This window comes from uncultured Streptococcus sp. (genome assembly GCF_963511325.1).
Classification (GTDB): Bacteria; Bacillota; Bacilli; order Lactobacillales; family Streptococcaceae; genus Streptococcus.
Map to the genome: position 1 here is coordinate 110,895 of NZ_CAUPII010000001.1, position 18,831 is coordinate 129,725.

The window sequence follows — 18,831 nt, forward strand, 5'->3', positions numbered from 1 at the left end:
TTCTATTTTACCACATTTTTTAAGAAATATTGCTGATAAAAAGCTGGGGGATAGAGCTTTTGTGTGTCAGTTTTGGGATTTTGTTGATAATAGGCCTGAAAATTGTTGTAATAGCCCTGCAAATCTATAGTTATCTGGCAAAATTGACCTTTTTCTATAGGCCTTACTTGAGGATACCAGTCCTGATTCTTCAGATTCAAAAGGTTCTCCCCTCTCAAGTATGCCTGAGCTTGTTGCTTCATCCAATAAGGAGTTTGATAGTAGAGTTGTTTTTGAATGTAATGGCAAATGTTCTTATCTTGTTCGACCGAAAAAGTGATAAGATTTTGTTGCTGATAAGGAGTCCGTAATATTTCTAGAAGATTTCCTTTGTCATAAGAAAATTCCTTGACTTGATAATGGAGTTTTCCTTTCAAATCTTGGTGAAGGAGATACTTGAGTCTCAAAACCTGTTTTTTATGGTCTAACTCCCAAATATGAAAGCCCATGTTATTACTAAAGTAAAGAAAATCTCTCTGAAGTTTAGTTAGACGCTCTCTTAGCCAGAGCTTTTCCCCTAGTAGCCAAAGAACTTGAATTCCCAAACTTCGATAACCATTGCTTCTATCCCTCAAAAGGTCACAAGAAATGGGACTACACTGGATTTCTAGAGCTAGTTGCTTATTGATAAAGATATCTGCGATTTGCTTCAGTTCAGGTATGAGATATTCCATCTCAACCTCATCATTATTCTTAACCCAATAAAATAAACGTTTCTTGTTTTCCAGATGCTCTGGTCCTTCATTTTCATGGAAAAAATCACATTTTTTGAGACTTTCATGGGCAAAATGCCTTCTCACATTTTTTCCTTTTCTCATGCGAACACTTGTTCCACAAGCTGGACAATAATAATCTTGTTTGACTAGTTCATCCTCCAAGGCATTGACTAGGCGCCCGTTTTTATCTCTAGCTAAAAACATAAAACCTCCTTTTCTACTTTATTCGAAAAGGATAAGAAAAAGGCTGAGAAAAACAGCCTTTTCATAGATTATTTAACGACTTAAGAGAGAGTTTTTATCTGCTTTTTCTTTTAAGTTTCTTTTCCAACATCGGAATGATGTTAGAAATCTGATCATTTTTTATGACCAAGACTCCGTATTCATGGCAACGATTGATGTATACTGGATTTATTTTCCCAGAACAAACAATTAGTTTTAGACAACTTTCCCCGGCAAAATGGGTGGCATAAAGTTTTAATTCATTTATAGCCTCTACTGATAAGTCTGTCATTTTACAGGAAATAAAAACAATGGACCTACCTTTACGAAGGACAACATCAATCTCATTTTGTACATTATCAGCCTCAGGGAAAATACCATTCCAATCAATTTCAGCCCCAATCATACATTCATCAAAATACTCTGACTCTAGCGCTAGAAGGTAAAGATAGAGTTCTAAAATATGGCCTTTGCTCCGACAAAGCAGTTGGGCCTCGGGGGTAGAAAAAGTATAACTAACGTGTTTAGAAGTTTCCTCTTCAATATGGAGCAAGCCAGCATCTGTTAATAAGGAAATGATAGATTTAGGGTAATAATAACGTTTCCCATTATTCTCTAGCACTTTTCCTGTTTCAGAATGAATATTACTCGTCTTTGCCAGCGCAAAAAATTGTGTTACTTTTAACCACTCTTCAGGATTTGTAAGGGCAAAATTTGCCAGTTTTTTGATAGCAGCAATCTGTTTAGGCGTATGGAAAGGTTGCTTGGACTTTAGTAGTTTACCACCACGTAGGGCAATCAACTGCTGGATGGTTAGAGTTGGGACCACCAGGTTCTTTTTCTCCAATTTCCCAAGCTTCCAGTCATACTGTAGACCATGGTCAACATCCATTGCAAGAAGTGGTATATTTCTCTCCAAAGCATACTGATAAAGAACCATTGCTAATAGATTATCTCCGCCAAAAGCATCGATGGTCACTGAATCATAGTTAGTCAAGAAAAGATTCAAATCATCCGTAATCTTATCTAGACTTATTTGCCGAAAATGCACTTGTTTTACATGGGAAACTTGATCCAGCAAAAAATGTTTCAAGGCCAATCTTTCATCTTCTGTAATTTTTTTCAAGGAGAGAAATAAAACCTCATCACAATCACAAATAAAAGTCTGATAAACATTTTTCTCGATAGTGTGATGATCAAAAAGTTCGACTAAAAGACTAGGCATATCGCTACCTCCCTATTAAAAATTTGCTAGTTGTATAGAAAATTTAAAATTACTTAGAATAAACTTCATAGAAATATGGGTTAAGAGATTGTCTTAATCATTTTCTACACTTCTAGTATAGCATAATTACAATAATTCATTCTCAAATCTTTATATAGAAAAACGAATAGAAGATTTTTCTATCCTCTATTCGTTTTATTAGCTTATTTTACCTTTTTAGCCAACATGGTCGCAAATCGTAGTTGGATACGATTGCCATTTTCGTCACGACGGTGCAAATGACCAGGATTTTCATTGTACTTCACTAACTCCCAGTCCTGGTAGTAATTTGCCAATTCCCCTTCTTTAAAGGTGAATGGGAAGTTCACTGAACATGGATAATCTTCTGTATCCATAGCACACACTATCAAATTGTAACCTCCAATTGAGGTTTGTTCTTGCATGTTTTGGATAATAGCAGGAATACGTTCTGCTTGTAAAAACATGAGCACAACCGTTGATACGATAAAATCATAAGTTTGTCCAATGCTAGCTGAATTGATATCGTAGAGACCTACAGGCATTTCTAAATCTTCTTGCTCTACGATACTTTGCAACATTTCAAGGGATAGCTCATTTTGATCTACAGCTGTGACATCAAATCCATGTTGAGCGAGAAAGAGGGCGTTTCTTCCTTGACCACATCCTAGGTCAAGTGCCTTACATGGCTTCACCGTCTGCATAGCTTCTAAAACCTCCGAATGAACTGGATTGCTATTGTATTTCTTTGGGAAATAATCCTCTGGTTTACAATAAAATTCCAGATACCATTCTACATCATCTGTGGCAGCTTCCACTCTGTGCCAAGCTTGAGGTTGCGCCATAGGATTATCGGCACCTGCTTCAAAGAGGTGCTCAGCTATAACTTCCCCCTCCTCAGTCAATTCAATAAACTTAAGAGCCCCTTTTAATACGGTAATCTTGCCCCAGGTTCCGACCTTAGTATTGTGTTTTCTTTGAACAGCTTCTGGCATGGTGTCTTTATTCCAGACAGGCATGCGTTTATAGGCAACTAGTTTTTCCATTTACTTCACTCTTTCTATCGATGGTTAACTGCTTTCATAACACGCGCAATGTCTCGGTCTTGCTCACGACGTTTAATCGACTCACGTTTATCGTAGTCATGTTTTCCTTTAGCAAGTCCTAAAAGAAGCTTGGCATAGCCGTCTTTGATGTAGACTTTAAGTGGAACCAGAGTCATCCCTGTCCCTTTGGTTTCTTGCTCCAATTTCTGGATTTGTTTTTTATGAAGGAGAAGTTTACGACGACGTTCTGGCTCCTGGTTCCAGATGTTGCCCTCCTCATAAGGAGCGATATGGACATTGCTCAGCCAAACTTCCCCATTCTTAACCTGAGCAAACCCATCTTTCAGATTGATGCGGGCTGCTCGAACACTTTTGATTTCTGTACCAGTGAGGACCATTCCTGCTTCAATGGTATCAACAATTGTATAATCGTGGCTTGCTTTCTTATTTTGTGCGACGACCTTTCCCTCGCCCTTTGCCATGCTTAGCTCCTTTCTTTGCTACTTCCTTATAAAAAGGTTTCTTGCTCTTTTTCTTCTTGTCTTTTGATGAATGCTTGCGCTTATCACTTGAGCGACCAGCTTTTCTCTTGTCTTCTTTCTTATCCGAACGACTACCTCTATCCTTGCGGCCAGAGTCTTTCAAACCTTTCTCAATCACATCAAATTCGCTTGGAATAAAGGAGAAATCAATCTCCCCTGTCATCTTATCGGCTCTTTCGACACGAATGCGTATCTGTTGTCCCACACGGAAGGTTGTCCCTGATTTCTCCCCACGAAGAGTCAAATCACGTTCGTTAAAATGATAGAACTCAGGTAAATTAGTAATGTGAATCAAGCCTTCGACTGTATTTGGCAATTCAACAAAAAGACCAAACTTGACGATACTTGAAACGACTGCATCATACTCTTCACCCACAAACTCTTCCATGTATTCAGCTTTTTTCATGGCTTCAACTTCACGCTCTGCCTCAATAGCTCTGCGCTCACGATTTGAAGACTGGGTCGCAATCTCAGGAATTACTTGTTCAAAATGCTCCGCTACTTCCTTAGAACGTCCATAGTCACGAATCATACGATGAACAAGGAGGTCCGGATAACGGCGAATCGGACTGGTAAAGTGAGTGTAATAGTCCGCAGCTAGTCCATAATGACCGTGATTATGCTCAGAATAACGAGCCTGTTGCATAGAACGCAGAAGCATCATAGAGAGAACATCCGCATAAGGCTCACCTTCAACAGCACGCATGATGTCTTGAAGAGCTTCCTGACTAATCTCACTAGCAGTCCCATAAATTCTCAAGCCAAAACTTGAAGCATAATCAATAAATTTCTGAACTTTCTCAGCTTTAGGCTCCTCGTGAATTCGATAAATAAAAGGAAGTTCCAACTTGCTAAAATGCTCAGCAACTGTTTCATTGGCAATCAGCATAAAGGACTCAATCATACGTTCTGCAGTACCGCGATGACGAAGAACAATATCTACTGGTTTCCCTTGCTTGTCAACCAAGATTTTAGCTTCATTGGTATCAAAATTAAGAGCTCCACGCTTAATCCGCATACCTTCAAGAATTTCATGGAGCTTGGCCATGAGTTCGATGCTAGGAACAATTTTCTTATACTCTTGTCTCTTCTCTTCATCACCTTCTAGGATATCATTCACATCACTATAAGTCATACGGAAACTTGTCTTGATAACTGTCTGCGTAATGGTGTAATTACGAACCCGACCATTTTTGTCAATCTCCATAATAGCAGATTGAGTCAAGCGGTCCACTTGAGGATTAAGAGAACAGATGCCATTTGAAAGGCGTTCTGGTAGCATTGGAACTACTCGGTCTGTCACATAGACAGAGGTCGCTCGATTGAGGGCTTCCTTGTCAAGGGCAGAACCCTCTGTTACATAGTATGAAACATCCGCGATATGAACTCCTAGTTCAAAATTTCCATTCTTCAATGGCTTGATGTGAACTGCGTCGTCCAAGTCCTTAGCATCTGCTCCATCTATGGTAAAGGTAATTTCATCTCTTAGGTTCAATCGTCCTTCTATATCCTTCTCTGATGGAGCATCTGGTACACTTTCTGCTTCTTTAATAACAGCCTCTGGAAATTCTGAGACAATATCCATAGACTCTAGGACTTCAAGGACATCAATCCCTGCATCCGTTGAATGTCCAACCACATCTAGGACACTCGCCACAAAGAAGTCGTGTTTCTTACTTGGGTACTTGTCAATAAAGACCTTGAGTACTTCTGTCCCTTCTAGTTTGAGAGATGGCTTTTTCACATAAATCGGTTGACTTATTTTTTGGTTTTTAGAACGGATATAACCTGCATACTTAGGCTTTTCCTCATCGAGAATAATTTGCCCGACAACTGTCGTGAGACTGTGTTCTAAAATATCGATAATCTTTGCTTCTGCTGCGGTTCCTTTGTTACGGTCAGCAACTTTCTTGATGACAACTTCAACAGTATCACCATCAATGGCATAATTAACATCACTTTTTCCAACAAAAAGATCGTCTTCTTCGCCTTCAAGACTTACAAAACCGAACCCATTTTTATGGGCATGGAAAATTCCTTTTAGGGTAATCTCATGTTTTTTCTTCTGTTCTAGGGTTAAACTACCATCTTCTTCAAAGCGAATCTGGTGCTTACGTTCCATCAAGGAAAGAGTTTTGATTAACTCACGGAAGTCCTTTGAACCATCCTTCCCGAGAGCACTGGCCAAGTCATTAACTGTGACACTCCCCTTCTCTTGTAAATATTCTTTTATTTTATCTTTCATGTTTACTTTCTAGATTTATAATATTTTCTTTTTGGTGTAAAACCTTATTTCTTTTAAAAATAAAAATAGGCAAAGACCTAGTCCCGCCCATTATTTTCTTATCTACTTGATAATACCGTCAATGCTAAGGCAATGGCTAGCCAGAAAAAGACTAAAATTCCTGTCAAACGTTGCATCACAGCTTCAAAACCGCGCGCTTTGCTACGTTCAAACAAATCACCTGCACTGGCATCAAATACATTGCTAGATTGGTTTTTAGTTGGTTGCATGAAAATTGCAATCACAATCACAACAGATAATACTAATAGAATGGTTAATAATAGGTTATACATATCAAACTCCTTAAAATCCCTATTATTCTACCATAATTTCTACTTAGATTCAAGATGTAGAGTCACTTTTCTTTCTTTAGGGCAATACTTTAAGACCTCAATCTTGTCTGGATGGGTTTTGGAGTTCTTACTGGTTAGATAATTGATGCTGCCACAAGAGGAGCATTTGAGATTGATTTTTACTCGCACTAGATTTCCTTCACTTTTAATAATGTTCTAAATTGGATAAGGTTAAATAAACAACTGAGAGCTACACAAAGAGCTGTTGCATAAAATACTGAGTGATAGCCAAATTGTCCCGCTACTGCTGATCCTGCTAAGGGACCTATCACCCCTCCTAGATAAAAGAAGACTTGATTAAAGGCAAATACCCTTGAAATGCCAACTTTAGGAGTCATTTTGCTTAGGAGAGCATTGACACCAGGTATTAGAGCTCCTGTCCCAAGACCAAATAGAAAACGATAGAAGCCTAATTGGAATGGGCTCGTCGCATTTGCACATAATAGATATATGAAAACTGAATATCCCTGAGCTACGACAAGAAGTCGATGATTACCCACTTTATCACCTAATTTACCCATGATACCTGCACTCATCATACTTGAAAATCCCATGCTGGATACAATCAAGCCAGAGACAAAGAGAAGATTCTCTTTCTGTCCAAGGTCTCGTACATACAGGGCAAGGATGGGACCAATAGATTGGGCAGCAAATTGAATCACAAAGCTAGTTAGAAATAGATTTATCAAGAGAACAGGATATTTAACAGAAGTAAAGAGCTCTTTTGTAGGGAGTGCTTTTTCTTTTGGCACTGGTTGAAAGTTTTCTTTGATAAAAAGAATGGTTAAGATAGCTGCCAAGAACAGGAAACTACCAACCAATAAAAAGACATTTCGAATTCCAAAAATTTCGGCAATGAAACCACCGACAAAGGGACCAGTCAAAGTTCCGGCGACAACACCAGTTGATAAAGTCCCTAGAGCGTATCCTGACCTATCTTTGGGAACTTGACTTGCAATTAAAGCTGTCGCATTGGGTACAAATCCTGTAAAAACTCCATTAAGAAACCGTAAGAACAAGAGCCAGACAACATTTGGAACAAATGCCAGACCTCCCATAGTAATGGTCATGGCTAGCCCAGCACGAATCATCATGGTTTTTCGACCATACTTGTCTGCTAAGATACCCCAAATTGGTGATACAAAGGCTGCAGAAATAGCAGAAACTGATATAGCTAAACCTGAATAAAAGGCAACTTGATCTCCTTCAATTCCTAACTGTTCGACAAAAATAGGCATGAAAGGAACAACGAGAGAAATGCTGGCTCCTGTTAAAAAGCAACCAAACCAAGCAATACGAAGATTATCCTTCCAACTAATCTCTTGCATGGGCATCGCCTCCTTCAAGTAAGGTCACTACTTGACTCAAAAGCCGCGTTCGACTGCCATTATTGTCTAATATATAAGTAGCAAATTTTTTCTTTTCTTCTAAAGGCCACTGTGAAGCTAAACGAGTTTCAGCTGACTCTTTGGATAACTGATCACGGTTCATTAAGCGATCCAGCTGGGTATCTAGCCTTACATAAACTAGCCAAGTTTCATCGAACCATGAAGCATAGTCCTGTTCAAAAAGCAATGGAATATCCATAAAAAATAGTTCTTCTGTTTCACTGAACTTGTCTCTCAAAGCCCTCAATTCGTCACGGATGATTTTTCCTTGAGTTTCTTTAGACCATTCTCTTTCCTCAGAGTTAGAAAAGATAAGACTGGCAAGTAATGGTCGATTCAGTTCCCCATCTTCTAGAAGGACTTTTTCACCGAAATGCTCTACTAAAATCTGATAAAGGCGACCACCAGGTTTTTGAAGTTGGTGAACAAGAGCATCCGCATCTACCACTTCAAACCCTTTTTGTCTTAGAAAATTTGTGACGGTGGACTTCCCGGATGCAATACCACCAGTGATTCCAATAATTTTTCCCATCACTTTCTCCTTTGACATTTTGGGCAAAAATGGGTTCCACGACCACCGAGTTGAATTTTTTCGATAATGGATCCACAACGTGAACAAGCTTGTCCAGCTTTATCATAGACTTGATGAAAGTCTTGCATGGTCCCATCTTCGCCAAATGCATTGGTATAGGTGCGAATGGTTGAACCGCCTTTTTCAACAGCCTGCCCCAAGACTGCAATGGTCTGTTCATGAATAGCTGTCGCTTCAGCTCTTGTCAAACTCTGAGAAGGACTAGCTGGATGAACCTTTGCCCTCCAGATAACTTCATCCACGTAGATATTTCCCAATCCAGCAACCAAAGTCTGATCGAGAAGATGCGATTTGATAGGTTTTTTAGATTTCTTCAAGGCACCTATAAAAATTTCTAAGTCAAAATCCTGTTCAGTAGGTTCTGGTCCAAGCTTTTTAGATACAAAGTAAGCATCTAAGAGTTCAGGAGCAAGCAATTCCATAGTTCCAAACTTGCGGACATCCTCATAAACAAGAGTTCCACCATCTTCAAAATGAATCAAAACATGGGCATGCTTACGCTCAGGAACCTGGTCTGGATAGTAAAAATACTTGCCTTCCATCCTTAGATGAGAAATCAAGACCTTGTCTGTCAGGAAGAAAAGTAAATACTTGCCACGGCGCCCCATCGATTGAATCTCTTGACCAGGCAATTCTTTCTGAAACTGATCCAAATCTGTCTTAATCATCTTAGGATAATGAATGTCAAGACTAGCAATCTTCTTAGCTTGAATCAGTTTTTCCAAGCCTCGACGAACCGTTTCGACTTCAGGTAATTCAGGCATAACTCCTCCTTCTCCAAAAACAAGAAGCAGGCTACTGCCCACCTCTTCTTAATATTCTTTTTCGTTATAGCCAAAGTCAGCCAAATCTAGCTTCTTATCTCGCCAGTTTTTCTTAACCTTGACCCAAGTTTCTAGGAAGACCTTGTCTCCTAGCATGAGCTCGATATCACGACGGGCCATAGTCCCAATTTTCTTGAGCATGGCACCACCTTTACCGATGACAATCCCTTTTTGGCTGTCACGTTCGACCATAATAGTTGCTCGGATATGAACCTTGTCTGTATCCTCGTCTCTTTTCATAGAGTCCACCACTACTGCAACTGAGTGTGGAATTTCTTCACGAGTTAAGTGTAGGACCTTTTCACGAATCATCTCAGAAACCAAGAAACGCTCTGGATGGTCTGTGATTTGATCCGCAGGGAAATATTGGAAACCTTCCTCAAGATTTTCACTGAGAATATCGACTAAACGTGAAACATTATTCCCCTGAAGGGCTGAAATCGGAACAATTTCCTTAAAGTCCATTTGATTACGGAAATCATCAATCTGAGACAAAAGCTGGTCTGGATGAACCTTGTCAATCTTGTTCACCACCAGAATCACAGGGACCTTGGCAGCCTTGAGACGCTCAATAATCATGTCATCCCCCTTACCACGCGCTTCATCCGCAGGCACCATGAAAAGTACGGTGTCCACTTCGCGAAGGGTACTGTAGGCAGACTCAACCATGAAATCTCCGAGAGCTGTTTTAGGTTTGTGAATCCCTGGTGTGTCGATAAAGACAATTTGCTCCTTATCAGTGGTGTAAATCCCCATGATTTTATTGCGCGTTGTCTGCGCCTTATCACTCATGATGGCGATTTTTTGCCCCATGACATGATTCAAAAAAGTTGACTTCCCTACATTTGGACGTCCTAAAATGGCTACAAAGCCTGATTTAAATGTCATAATTTCCTCTTACTGTTTAAAATAATAAATCCCAAATCCGTGGGAGAAAGATAAGTGCACCTGTCAAAGCGGCAAAAAGAGAGACCACAAGCACGGCACCAGCTGCCATGTCTTTAGCTTTTTTTGCCAACATAGAAAAGTGATAGTGACTGGCCAAATCCACCACATTTTCAATGGCAGAGTTGATAATTTCAAAGGCTACTACCAAGAAAATGCTCAAGAGTAGAAATAACCATTCGATTCGTGACACCTGAAAAACAAAACCTGCAAGAACAACTATTAGAGCTGTCACTGCATGCTTTCTCATATTACGTTCTTCCTTAATCGCAGTAAAAATTCCTGTAATGGCAAATTCTAAACTGGAGATTAGGTCACGATTTTTCCATTTTCGTTTATTGTCTTGTGAGTCCATAGGCTGTCAAAATTTCTTCTTGTAAACCGAACATCTCCGCTTCTTCCTCGGGAGTGTAGTGATCATAGCCGTTAATGTGTAAAAAACCGTGCACTGCCAAGAAGCCCATCTCACGCTCAAAACTATGACCGTACTCCTCAGCTTGCTCATGTGCCTTATCAATGGAAATGAAAAGCTCACCGATATAAGCATCAAATTCTGACATCATATCTGCCAAGTCGGGATCATTTTCCAGATCTTCCTCATCAAAGGCAATCTCTAACTCCGGCTTATATTCAAGACTGATAACATCTGTTGGACGATCGGTATCACGAAACTCTAGATTGAGTTCATGGCTTCGTTCGTTGGTCACAAATGTGACCGCCATTTCCTTGTCTTCTTTTCCAATTTTTTTTGCAGCAAATTCTAAAATTTCCTGTGTTTGTTCTAAAATTTCTTTTGAAACTTGTCCAGTTTCATCTACCATTTCAATATACATGTGCTTCTCGATTCTCTTTACTTGGCTTTATTATATCACATTTCTATGATTTTATTCTACCTTTTTGATATAATACTATGGAATACATTGACGAGGAGAGTACCATGTCATTTGATGGATTTTTTTTACACCACATGGTTGAGGAATTGCGAACTGAACTACTCAATGGTCGCATCCAAAAGATAAATCAACCCTTTGACCAAGAACTGGTCTTGCAAATCCGTAGCAATCGTAAAAGTCATCGCTTGCTCCTGTCTGCCCATCCAGTTTTTGGACGCATCCAGTTAACAGAGTCCACCTTTGAAAACCCTGCTCAGCCATCTACTTTTATTATGGTATTGAGAAAGTATCTTCAAGGAGCAGTTATTGAGTCAATCGAGCAAATTGAAAACGATCGTATCGTGGAAATCACGGTTTCCAATAAAAACGAGATTGGGGACCATATCCAGGCCACGCTTATGATCGAGATTATGGGCAAACATAGCAATATTCTCCTTGTAGATAAGTCTAGTCACAAAATTCTTGAAGTTATCAAGCATATCGGTTTCTCTCAAAATAGCTACCGTACCTTATTACCAGGTGCTACTTATATCGCTCCTCCAAGTACAGAAGCTCTCAATCCTTTTATGGTCAAGGACGAAAAACTCTTTGAGATTCTACAAACACAAGAGTTAACTGCTAAAAATCTTCAAAACCTCTTTCAAGGTTTGGGAAGAGATACAGCAACCGAGTTAGAAAGACAACTGCTTAATGATAAACTAGCCACTTTCCGGAACTTCTTTGGACAAGAAACCAACCCTTGCCTAACAGATAAATCCTTTTCTTGTGTGCCTTTTTCTAGTAAAACAGCAGAGAATTTTGACAGTCTTTCACAATTACTTGATATCTATTATAAGGATAAAGCCGAACGTGACCGTGTGAAACAACAGGCTAGCGAACTCATACGTCGCGTCGAAAACGAACTACAAAAGAATCGTCAAAAACTAAAGAAACAGGAAAAAGAACTTCTGGCTACCGAAAATGCAGAAGAATTTCGTCAAAAAGGTGAGTTACTAACCACTTTCCTCCATCAAGTTCCCAATGACCAAGATCAGGTCATTTTGGAAAACTACTACACCAACCAGCCTATCACGATTGCACTTGATAAGGCTTTAACTCCAAACCAAAATGCTCAACGCTACTTCAAACGCTATCAGAAATTAAAAGAAGCTGTTAAATACCTGACTGAACTAATCGAAGAAACCAAGGCTACTATTCGTTACCTAGAAAGTGTAGAGACAGTTCTCAACCAGGCTGGACTAGATGAAATTGCTGAAATTCGTGAGGAATTGATTCAAACAGGATTTATCCGCAGAAGACAAAGGGAAAAAATCCAGAAACGACAGAAACCTGAAAAATATCTTGCAAGCGACGGAAAAACCATTATCCTAGTTGGTCGTAACAACCTTCAAAACGACGAGTTAACCTTTAAAATGGCTCGTAAAGAAGAACTCTGGTTCCATGCTAAGGACATCCCTGGAAGTCACGTTGTTATCACTGCCAATCTCAATCCGACTGATGAGGTTAAAACAGACGCTGCAGAACTTGCAGCCTACTTCTCTAAGGGGCGTCTCTCAAATCTCGTTCAGGTAGATATGATTGAAGTTAAAAAACTCAACAAACCAACTGGTGGAAAACCTGGTTTTGTCACCTATACTGGGCAAAAGACCCTCCGTGTCACACCAGACCCTGAAAAGATTCAGTCCATGAAAATCAAATAAAGTCTTGTATACTGGTGGGCTGTTACTGCTATAGACTCAAATAAAAATGGGAGGTGTGTTCAATGCTACGGCATATCAAATCTATTTTAACTATTATATTCGGAGCTGCCATTTATGCCTTCGGACTCACGTATTTTGTTGTGCCCCACCACTTATTCGAGGGTGGAGCAACAGGAATCACCTTGATTACCTATTATCTCTTTAACATCCCTATCTCCGTGATGAACCTCATCATCAATATCCCATTATTCATTCTAGCCTGGAAAATATTTGGTGCGAAGACCCTGTACAGCAGCCTACTCGGAACCATTTCCTTATCCATTTGGTTAGCAATCTTTGAAAAGATTCCTCTCAGCTTTAATCTTGAGGGAGATCTGGTCATCGTTGCTTTAGTTGCGGGTGTTCTTTTAGGACTTGGTCTAGGTATTATCTTCAATGCTGGTGGTACCACTGGAGGGACAGATATCGTTGCTCGAATCCTGAACAAGTACACCAATATCTCCGTAGGGAAATTACTCTTTGCACTAGACTTCCTCATCTTAATGCTCATTTTAATTATCTTCCAAGACCTTCGTCTCGTTACTTATACACTTCTATTTGACTTCATCGTTTCAAGAGTTATTGACTTGATTGGTGAAGGCGGATATGCTGGAAAAGGTTTTATGATTATCACTCAAAAGCCTATGGAAGTGGCAGATAAAATCAATGAAGAGTTAAGTCGAGGTGTCACCTTCATATCTGGACAAGGTTACTACAGTCAAAAAGATTTAAAAATTATCTACTGTATCGTAGCAAGAAATGAAATGATTAAGATGAAAGAAATGATACATACCGTGGATCCGATGGCCTTTATTACCATCACTGAAGCACACGAAATTTTAGGAGAAGGGTTCACCTTCGTAAAAGAAGAAACTTCATAACATCTAGATATCAAAAATGAGGCTGGGACAAAAGTCCTAGCCTCTCAATTGTCTTTAGATTGTCGAGCAAGACGCAGTGGTTGAGTGGGCTCTACTTCGCTGATTTCATCAGATTTTACAGCCCTATTCAACTGTGCGTAGGTGGGACGACGAAATCGAATTCTAACGAATTACCGATTTCTGTCCCACTCTCATTTTTTGATGATAAAAACGGAAGAATTAAATCTTCCGTTTTACAAATCATTATTTTTCAGCTGTAAGTGCAGCCATTGTGATGTAATTGTATGGTTTGTTGAAGTGTGGCAAGAAGAATAGGTCTGTCAAGGCCAATTTTTCAATTGTAACGTGTTCTTGGATAGCAAGTGAGAACATGTGGATTCCCATAGCGATTCCAGGATCACGTGATACCATTTGAGCACCAAGGATTTCACGACTATCTTTGTCGAAGACAATCTTGATAGCTACTTCATGGTTGTCATGTTTCATAAATTCTGGTTTTTGAAGATCGTTGAAGCCAGTTTCAGTTGCATTGTAGCCTGCTGCTTTTGCTTTTTCAAGAGTCAAACCAGTTGAAACCATGTGAAGACCGTAGATAGAGATACCGTTTGATCCTTGAACACCGATTCCTTCAAGTTCATGTCCACAAGCGTTGTATGCACCTACGATACCAGTACGAACTGCGTTTGATGCAAGCGCGATGTAGCTAGTGTCTTTACGAGCGTTATCATAAACAGTCGCACAGTCACCCACTGCAAATACACCTGGGATAGATGTTTCTTGTTTTTTGTTAACAAGGAAAGCACCGTTGCGGAAGAGTTCAATCTTACCATCAGCAAGAGCTGTGTTAGGACGGAAACCAACTGCAAGGATAACCATATCAACGTCAAAGCTTTCTTTGTCAGTGATCAAGCGTTCAACTTTACCATCACCTTCGATAGCTTTTACAGTTTGACCAAGTGCCAAGCGGATGTTGTGGTCTTCCAAGTTTTTAGCCATCAATTGAGTGAAGTCTTTGTCATAGTATCCGTTCAAGACTGTATCTACGATGTCAACAAGAACAACTTCTTTTCCAAGACGTTCGAAAGCTTCAGCAAGCTCAACACCGATGTATCCACCACCAACAACAGCGATACGGTTAAGATTTTGGCTCTTATCTGCAAGTTTGTTGATAACTTCTTCAGCGTTTTGGTACAATTTAACGAATTGTACATTTTCAAGAGTAGCTTTGAACTCACGGTTACCTTTAACAATTTCAACACCTTCAATTGGTGGCAAGATTGGAGTTGAACCTGTAGCAAAGATCAATTTTTCGTATGATTCTTTGTGTTCTTTTCCATCAACTTCAGCAGTTACAACTTTGTTATCATAGTCAATTGAAAGAACTGGTGAGTTCATGTAAACTTTAGCACCTTTTGCTTCCAATTTTTCTTTATCTGAGTAGAAGAGACCTTCTGGACCATCGATTTGCTCACCAATCCAAAGAGCCATTCCACATCCTAGGAATGAAATGTTTGAGTTTTGGTCAAAAACAACGATTTCATTTTCATTTCCAAAATTGTCCAACATAGTGTTGATACAAGCAGTTCCAGCGTGGTTAGCACCCACGACTACGATTTTACTCATAAGATAATTCCTACCTTTAATTTTTTATTTACCTTCCTAGTATATCATTTTCTGTGAGCGTTTACAACCTTTTTACTCATTTTCACTTATTTTTGAAAAGATCGAAAACGTATATTAACTTATTTCCAGCGTTTTCAAATTTTATTTTAAGGGAATTTGGTTTATTTGAGCATATTTCTTGACTTTTTTAAAAAAACAAATTGTGAAAACGCTGACTTTATGATATTCTATTTATATGGAAATGAAATTTAAATCTTCAGATTGCTTTCATAGTCTGGATTTACAACTATTTCCAATTGATTTGAAGGGAGTTGATTTTTTGCCTCTCAGTTCATTATCTGAACGGTTAATGGGAACTACGATTACTATTTCCTTGGTACATGAACAAGCGGATAATCTTCTCCGTCAAGCTTTTGATTTGCTCAAGGAACTTGAATTTCGATTTAATGCGAATAGTATCGAATCGGAATTGATGGAAGTTAACTATCAGGCAGGAATTGCCCCAGTTAAGGTCCACCCTGATCTGTTTGAACTGATTTCTTTAGGATTAGAACACAGTCTAGCCTCTGGAAGCAATCTCAATATCAGCATTGGTCCCTTAGTACAAATCTGGCGTATTGGTTTTTCCGATGCAAAAGTTGCTAGTCCTGAAGAAATTTCTTCGGTTTTACCATTGATAGATCCCCGTTTTATCAAACTTGATTCAATTTCTTCTACTGTTTTCTTAGAAAAGAAAGGAATGAAAATTGATTTAGGTTGTTTAGCAAAGGGCTATAGCGCAGATAAGGTTGCTACTTTCTTAAAAGAAAATGGTGTCACTTCTGCTCTTATCAATCTTGGGGGAAATATCCTTACCATTGGTAATAACCAAGCCAGAAATGGACAACCTTGGCAAATTGGTATTCAAGACCCTAATCATCCACGTGGTAATCACCTGATGACCTTATCTATTACTGGAAAATCCGTTGTTACTTCTGGAATTTATGAACGGCATCTTGAAATCGATGGAAAGGATTATCATCACATTTTCGATAGTGAAACTGGCTATCCTATTGAAACGGATTTGGCTAGTTTAACGATTATATCTGACCGCTCTGTTGACGGCGAGATATGGACCACACGATTGTTTGGCCAACGTAGCGCTTCTATCATGTGGCAAATCGAAAATATCGATGGAATTGAAGCCATCCTTATTGATAAAGATGGACATATCGCTTGTTCATCCGGTATCCAAAGATAAATAATAAATAATGCAAAAAGAGAAAGGAAAGCTCATGCTAAAACTTATTGCTATTGTAGGAACTAACTCTAAACGTTCCACAAACCGCCAACTGCTTCAATATATGCAAAAACACTTTGCTGATAAAGCAGAAATCGAATTGGTAGAAATTAAAGACCTACCAGTCTTCAACAAACCTGCAGATAAACTTATTCCTGCAGAAGCCTTGGAAATCGCTGCAAAAATCGAAGCAGCTGATGGTGTGATTATCGGTACTCCTGAATATGATCACTCAATTCCTGCCGTTCTTATGAGCGCTCTTGCTTGGATTTCTTATGGAGTATTTCCACTCCTTAACAAACCAGTGATGATCACAGGTGCTTCATACGGTACACTCGGTTCATCACGTGCTCAATTGCAACTCCGTCAAATCTTGAATGCACCAGAAATTAAAGCAAATGTTCTCCCAGATGAGTTCTTGCTCTCTCATTCTCTTCAAGCATTCGATAAGAATGGTGACTTGGTAGATCTTGATGTAATCAAGAAATTGGATGCCATCTTTGATGACTTCCGTATCTTTGTTAAAGTGACTGAAAAATTGCGTAACGCACAAGAACTTCTTCGTAAAGATGCAGAAGAATTTGACTGGGAAAATTTGTAAGATAGGAGATCGAAAGAATGAAATTTGTTGGACTTGTTGGATCAAACTACGACCAATCATATAACCGCAAACTCTTGGAATTCATCCGTCGTAACTTCAAACTCAAGTTTGAATTAGAAGTTTTTGAAATTGATGAAGTTCCAATGTTTAATCAAGATGAAAAATGGGACGAAAGCTTCCAGTTGCGTCTTCTTTACAACAAAATTACTCGCGCTGATGGTGTGATTATTGCTACTCCAGAGCACAACCACACTATTTCTGCTTCACTTAAGTCTGTTCTTGAATGGCTTTCATACGAAGTACATCCATTCGAAAACAAACCAGTCATGATCGTCGGTGCTTCTTACTACGACCAAGGTACTTCACGTGCCCAAGTTCACCTTCGGAAAATCCTTGACGCACCAGGGGTAAATGCCTACACTCTTCCAGGTAATGAATTCCTTCTTGGAAAAGCTAAAGAAGCTTTTGATGCTAACGGAAATATTATCAACGAAGGAACTGTTAAATTCCTTGAAACTTGCTTAGATAACTTTGTCAAATACGTAGGAGTCGTTTCTAAATTGAAAAAACCAAAACCAATTGAACCAGAAGACTTGGATTGTGGAAAACCAATCGCTACAACTATTACAGAAGTTGATCCTGACGATCCAAACTGGGTAGAAAAAGTCGCAGAAATCACAGGTGCTGTTTCAGGTGATACATATGTTAAACTTGACCATGGTATCTTGACTGTTAACCAAATTGATATGTTCTTGAAAGCTATGCCTTTTGAATTGACATACGCTGACGATAACAACCAATTCCTCTACTACAACAACGCTCACCAAGATCCTGATACAATGTTTGCAAAACGTGTACCATCTCAATCTGGTAGCCGTATGTCAACAGTTCACGGTTCACTTCCACCAGCACGTATGAAAAATGTTGAGTGGGTTATTGGAACACTTCGCAATGGTAACCAAGAATACGTACGTACAATCGTTCCTGGTTCACCTGCTGGTGTTATCAACACTCACAACTACCAAGCAATGTACTATCCTGACGGATCATATGCTGGTATCAATGAAATTGTCTTTAACTTCCAACCATGGCTTGACTGGTACTTGAAAGAAACTGGTCAACGTTTGGTAGGAGGAAGCGGTCCGTTTGCTCCTGCTGGAGGCCACGGTGACGCAGATGCTACTTCTGGTGCTTCTGACTCAGCTGACGGAGGCCATGGAGATGCGGATGCTACTTCTGGTGCAAGTAACTAATAACTAACAAAAAGGAACCCAAAATGGTTCCTTTTTTTATAATAGAAATCTCGGTTCGCACACACAAACCGAGAATTTTTTTATTTATGAATTTGGATCGTCAAGACTACGACCATGCAAGCCTTTTTCACGTTGTACCTGACGAAGTTTCTCAGGAGTCACATCATTTCCATCTTCATCTACGATTTTGATTCCTTCAATGTGATGACGAACTGAACGACGATAGCCTTCGATATATTCCTCACGAAGTTTAGCCTGTTCTACTTTTTCTTCTGCAGTCAAGCCTTCAGTTTTTTTCTTTTTCGCAAGCTCATTAATACGAGCGATTTTTTCTGGTGTCATATTTGAACCTCCAATCTACTTTTTAA

Annotated in this window: 20 protein-coding genes; 5 read left to right on the forward strand and 15 right to left on the reverse strand. The window is 39.3% G+C overall.

All coding sequences use genetic code 11. The annotated features are described in order from the left end of the window. Positions 1-2: 2 nt before the first annotated feature. From RQ973_RS00510 to ybeY, 13 genes are all read right to left on the reverse strand, one after another. Positions 3-959 carry a competence protein CoiA family protein gene (locus RQ973_RS00510; protein WP_311522348.1) on the reverse strand — a complete coding sequence of 319 codons (957 nt, stop codon included), beginning with the start codon at positions 957-959 and terminating at the stop codon, positions 3-5. Positions 960-1,053: 94 nt separating this feature from the next. Beyond that, positions 1,054-2,202 (reverse strand): hypothetical protein, encoded by a 1,149-nt coding sequence (locus tag RQ973_RS00515; protein WP_311522349.1) that lies wholly within the window; start codon positions 2,200-2,202, stop codon positions 1,054-1,056. Between the two features lie 203 nt (positions 2,203-2,405). Continuing rightward, complete coding sequence (gene tehB / locus RQ973_RS00520; RefSeq protein ID WP_248034186.1) at positions 2,406-3,266, reverse strand: SAM-dependent methyltransferase TehB; 861 nt, start codon at positions 3,264-3,266, stop codon at positions 2,406-2,408. A 14-nt stretch (positions 3,267-3,280) separates the two neighbouring features. Further along, positions 3,281-3,748: an SsrA-binding protein SmpB gene (gene smpB / locus RQ973_RS00525; protein WP_153224728.1), complete on the reverse strand. Its 468-nt coding sequence runs from the start codon at positions 3,746-3,748 to the stop codon at positions 3,281-3,283. After that, positions 3,711-6,053, reverse strand: a complete 2,343-nt coding sequence (gene rnr / locus RQ973_RS00530) for a ribonuclease R (protein WP_311522350.1) — start codon at positions 6,051-6,053, stop codon at positions 3,711-3,713. Before rnr ends, smpB begins: the two co-directional genes overlap by 38 nt. Positions 6,054-6,151: 98 nt before the next feature. Beyond that, positions 6,152-6,385: a preprotein translocase subunit SecG gene (gene secG, locus RQ973_RS00535; protein ID WP_000282514.1), complete on the reverse strand. Its 234-nt coding sequence runs from the start codon at positions 6,383-6,385 to the stop codon at positions 6,152-6,154. A gap of 39 nt (positions 6,386-6,424) precedes the next feature. Next, entirely contained in the window at positions 6,425-6,574 is a 150-nt protein-coding gene (rpmG, locus tag RQ973_RS00540) for a 50S ribosomal protein L33 (protein ID WP_001809104.1), read from the reverse strand. Next, complete coding sequence (locus tag RQ973_RS00545) at positions 6,574-7,773, reverse strand: multidrug efflux MFS transporter (protein ID WP_311522351.1); 1,200 nt, start codon at positions 7,771-7,773, stop codon at positions 6,574-6,576. Before RQ973_RS00545 ends, rpmG begins: the two co-directional genes overlap by 1 nt. Further along, entirely contained in the window at positions 7,760-8,365 is a 606-nt protein-coding gene (gene coaE / locus RQ973_RS00550; RefSeq protein ID WP_311522352.1) for a dephospho-CoA kinase, read from the reverse strand. The genes RQ973_RS00545 and coaE overlap by 14 nt, the downstream gene beginning before the upstream one ends. Next, on the reverse strand, positions 8,365-9,189 hold the full coding sequence (gene mutM / locus RQ973_RS00555; protein WP_311522353.1) for a DNA-formamidopyrimidine glycosylase: 825 nt from the start codon (positions 9,187-9,189) through the stop codon (positions 8,365-8,367). Before mutM ends, coaE begins: the two co-directional genes overlap by 1 nt. Before the next feature lie 48 nt (positions 9,190-9,237). Beyond that, the gene (gene era, locus RQ973_RS00560) at positions 9,238-10,137 is read right to left on the reverse strand and encodes a GTPase Era (RefSeq protein WP_049503548.1); all 900 of its coding nucleotides are present in this window, start codon (positions 10,135-10,137) and stop codon (positions 9,238-9,240) included. Positions 10,138-10,153: 16 nt separating this feature from the next. After that, entirely contained in the window at positions 10,154-10,549 is a 396-nt protein-coding gene (locus RQ973_RS00565) for a diacylglycerol kinase (protein WP_311522354.1), read from the reverse strand. Next, entirely contained in the window at positions 10,530-11,027 is a 498-nt protein-coding gene (ybeY, locus tag RQ973_RS00570; RefSeq protein WP_000275150.1) for an rRNA maturation RNase YbeY, read from the reverse strand. Before ybeY ends, RQ973_RS00565 begins: the two co-directional genes overlap by 20 nt. A 104-nt stretch (positions 11,028-11,131) precedes the next feature. Here ybeY and RQ973_RS00575 point away from each other — a divergent pair, with 104 nt between their 5' ends. After that, positions 11,132-12,787: an NFACT RNA binding domain-containing protein gene (locus RQ973_RS00575; protein WP_311522355.1), complete on the forward strand. Its 1,656-nt coding sequence runs from the start codon at positions 11,132-11,134 to the stop codon at positions 12,785-12,787. Positions 12,788-12,849: 62 nt separating this feature from the next. Beyond that, on the forward strand, positions 12,850-13,707 hold the full coding sequence (locus tag RQ973_RS00580; RefSeq protein WP_311522356.1) for a YitT family protein: 858 nt from the start codon (positions 12,850-12,852) through the stop codon (positions 13,705-13,707). Positions 13,708-13,950: 243 nt separating this feature from the next. Here RQ973_RS00580 and nox read toward each other — a convergent pair whose 3' ends face one another. Continuing rightward, entirely contained in the window at positions 13,951-15,330 is a 1,380-nt protein-coding gene (nox, locus tag RQ973_RS00585; RefSeq protein WP_311522357.1) for a H2O-forming NADH oxidase, read from the reverse strand. A 319-nt stretch (positions 15,331-15,649) separates the two neighbouring features. Between nox and RQ973_RS00590 the strand changes: the two genes are divergently transcribed. Genes RQ973_RS00590 through RQ973_RS00600 form a run of 3 tightly spaced genes read left to right on the forward strand, consistent with a single transcriptional unit; the run spans position 15,650 to position 18,463 of the window. Beyond that, positions 15,650-16,570: an FAD:protein FMN transferase gene (locus RQ973_RS00590; protein ID WP_311522389.1), complete on the forward strand. Its 921-nt coding sequence runs from the start codon at positions 15,650-15,652 to the stop codon at positions 16,568-16,570. A 34-nt stretch (positions 16,571-16,604) separates the two neighbouring features. Further along, positions 16,605-17,210: an NADPH-dependent FMN reductase gene (locus RQ973_RS00595; RefSeq protein WP_153224737.1), complete on the forward strand. Its 606-nt coding sequence runs from the start codon at positions 16,605-16,607 to the stop codon at positions 17,208-17,210. Between the two features lie 17 nt (positions 17,211-17,227). After that, positions 17,228-18,463: an NAD(P)H-dependent oxidoreductase gene (locus tag RQ973_RS00600; protein ID WP_311522360.1), complete on the forward strand. Its 1,236-nt coding sequence runs from the start codon at positions 17,228-17,230 to the stop codon at positions 18,461-18,463. An 84-nt stretch (positions 18,464-18,547) separates the two neighbouring features. Here the strand turns inward: RQ973_RS00600 and RQ973_RS00605 are convergent, their stop codons facing one another. Then, positions 18,548-18,805 (reverse strand): DUF896 family protein, encoded by a 258-nt coding sequence (locus tag RQ973_RS00605; protein WP_000187071.1) that lies wholly within the window; start codon positions 18,803-18,805, stop codon positions 18,548-18,550. Between the last annotated feature and the right edge of the window lie 26 nt (positions 18,806-18,831).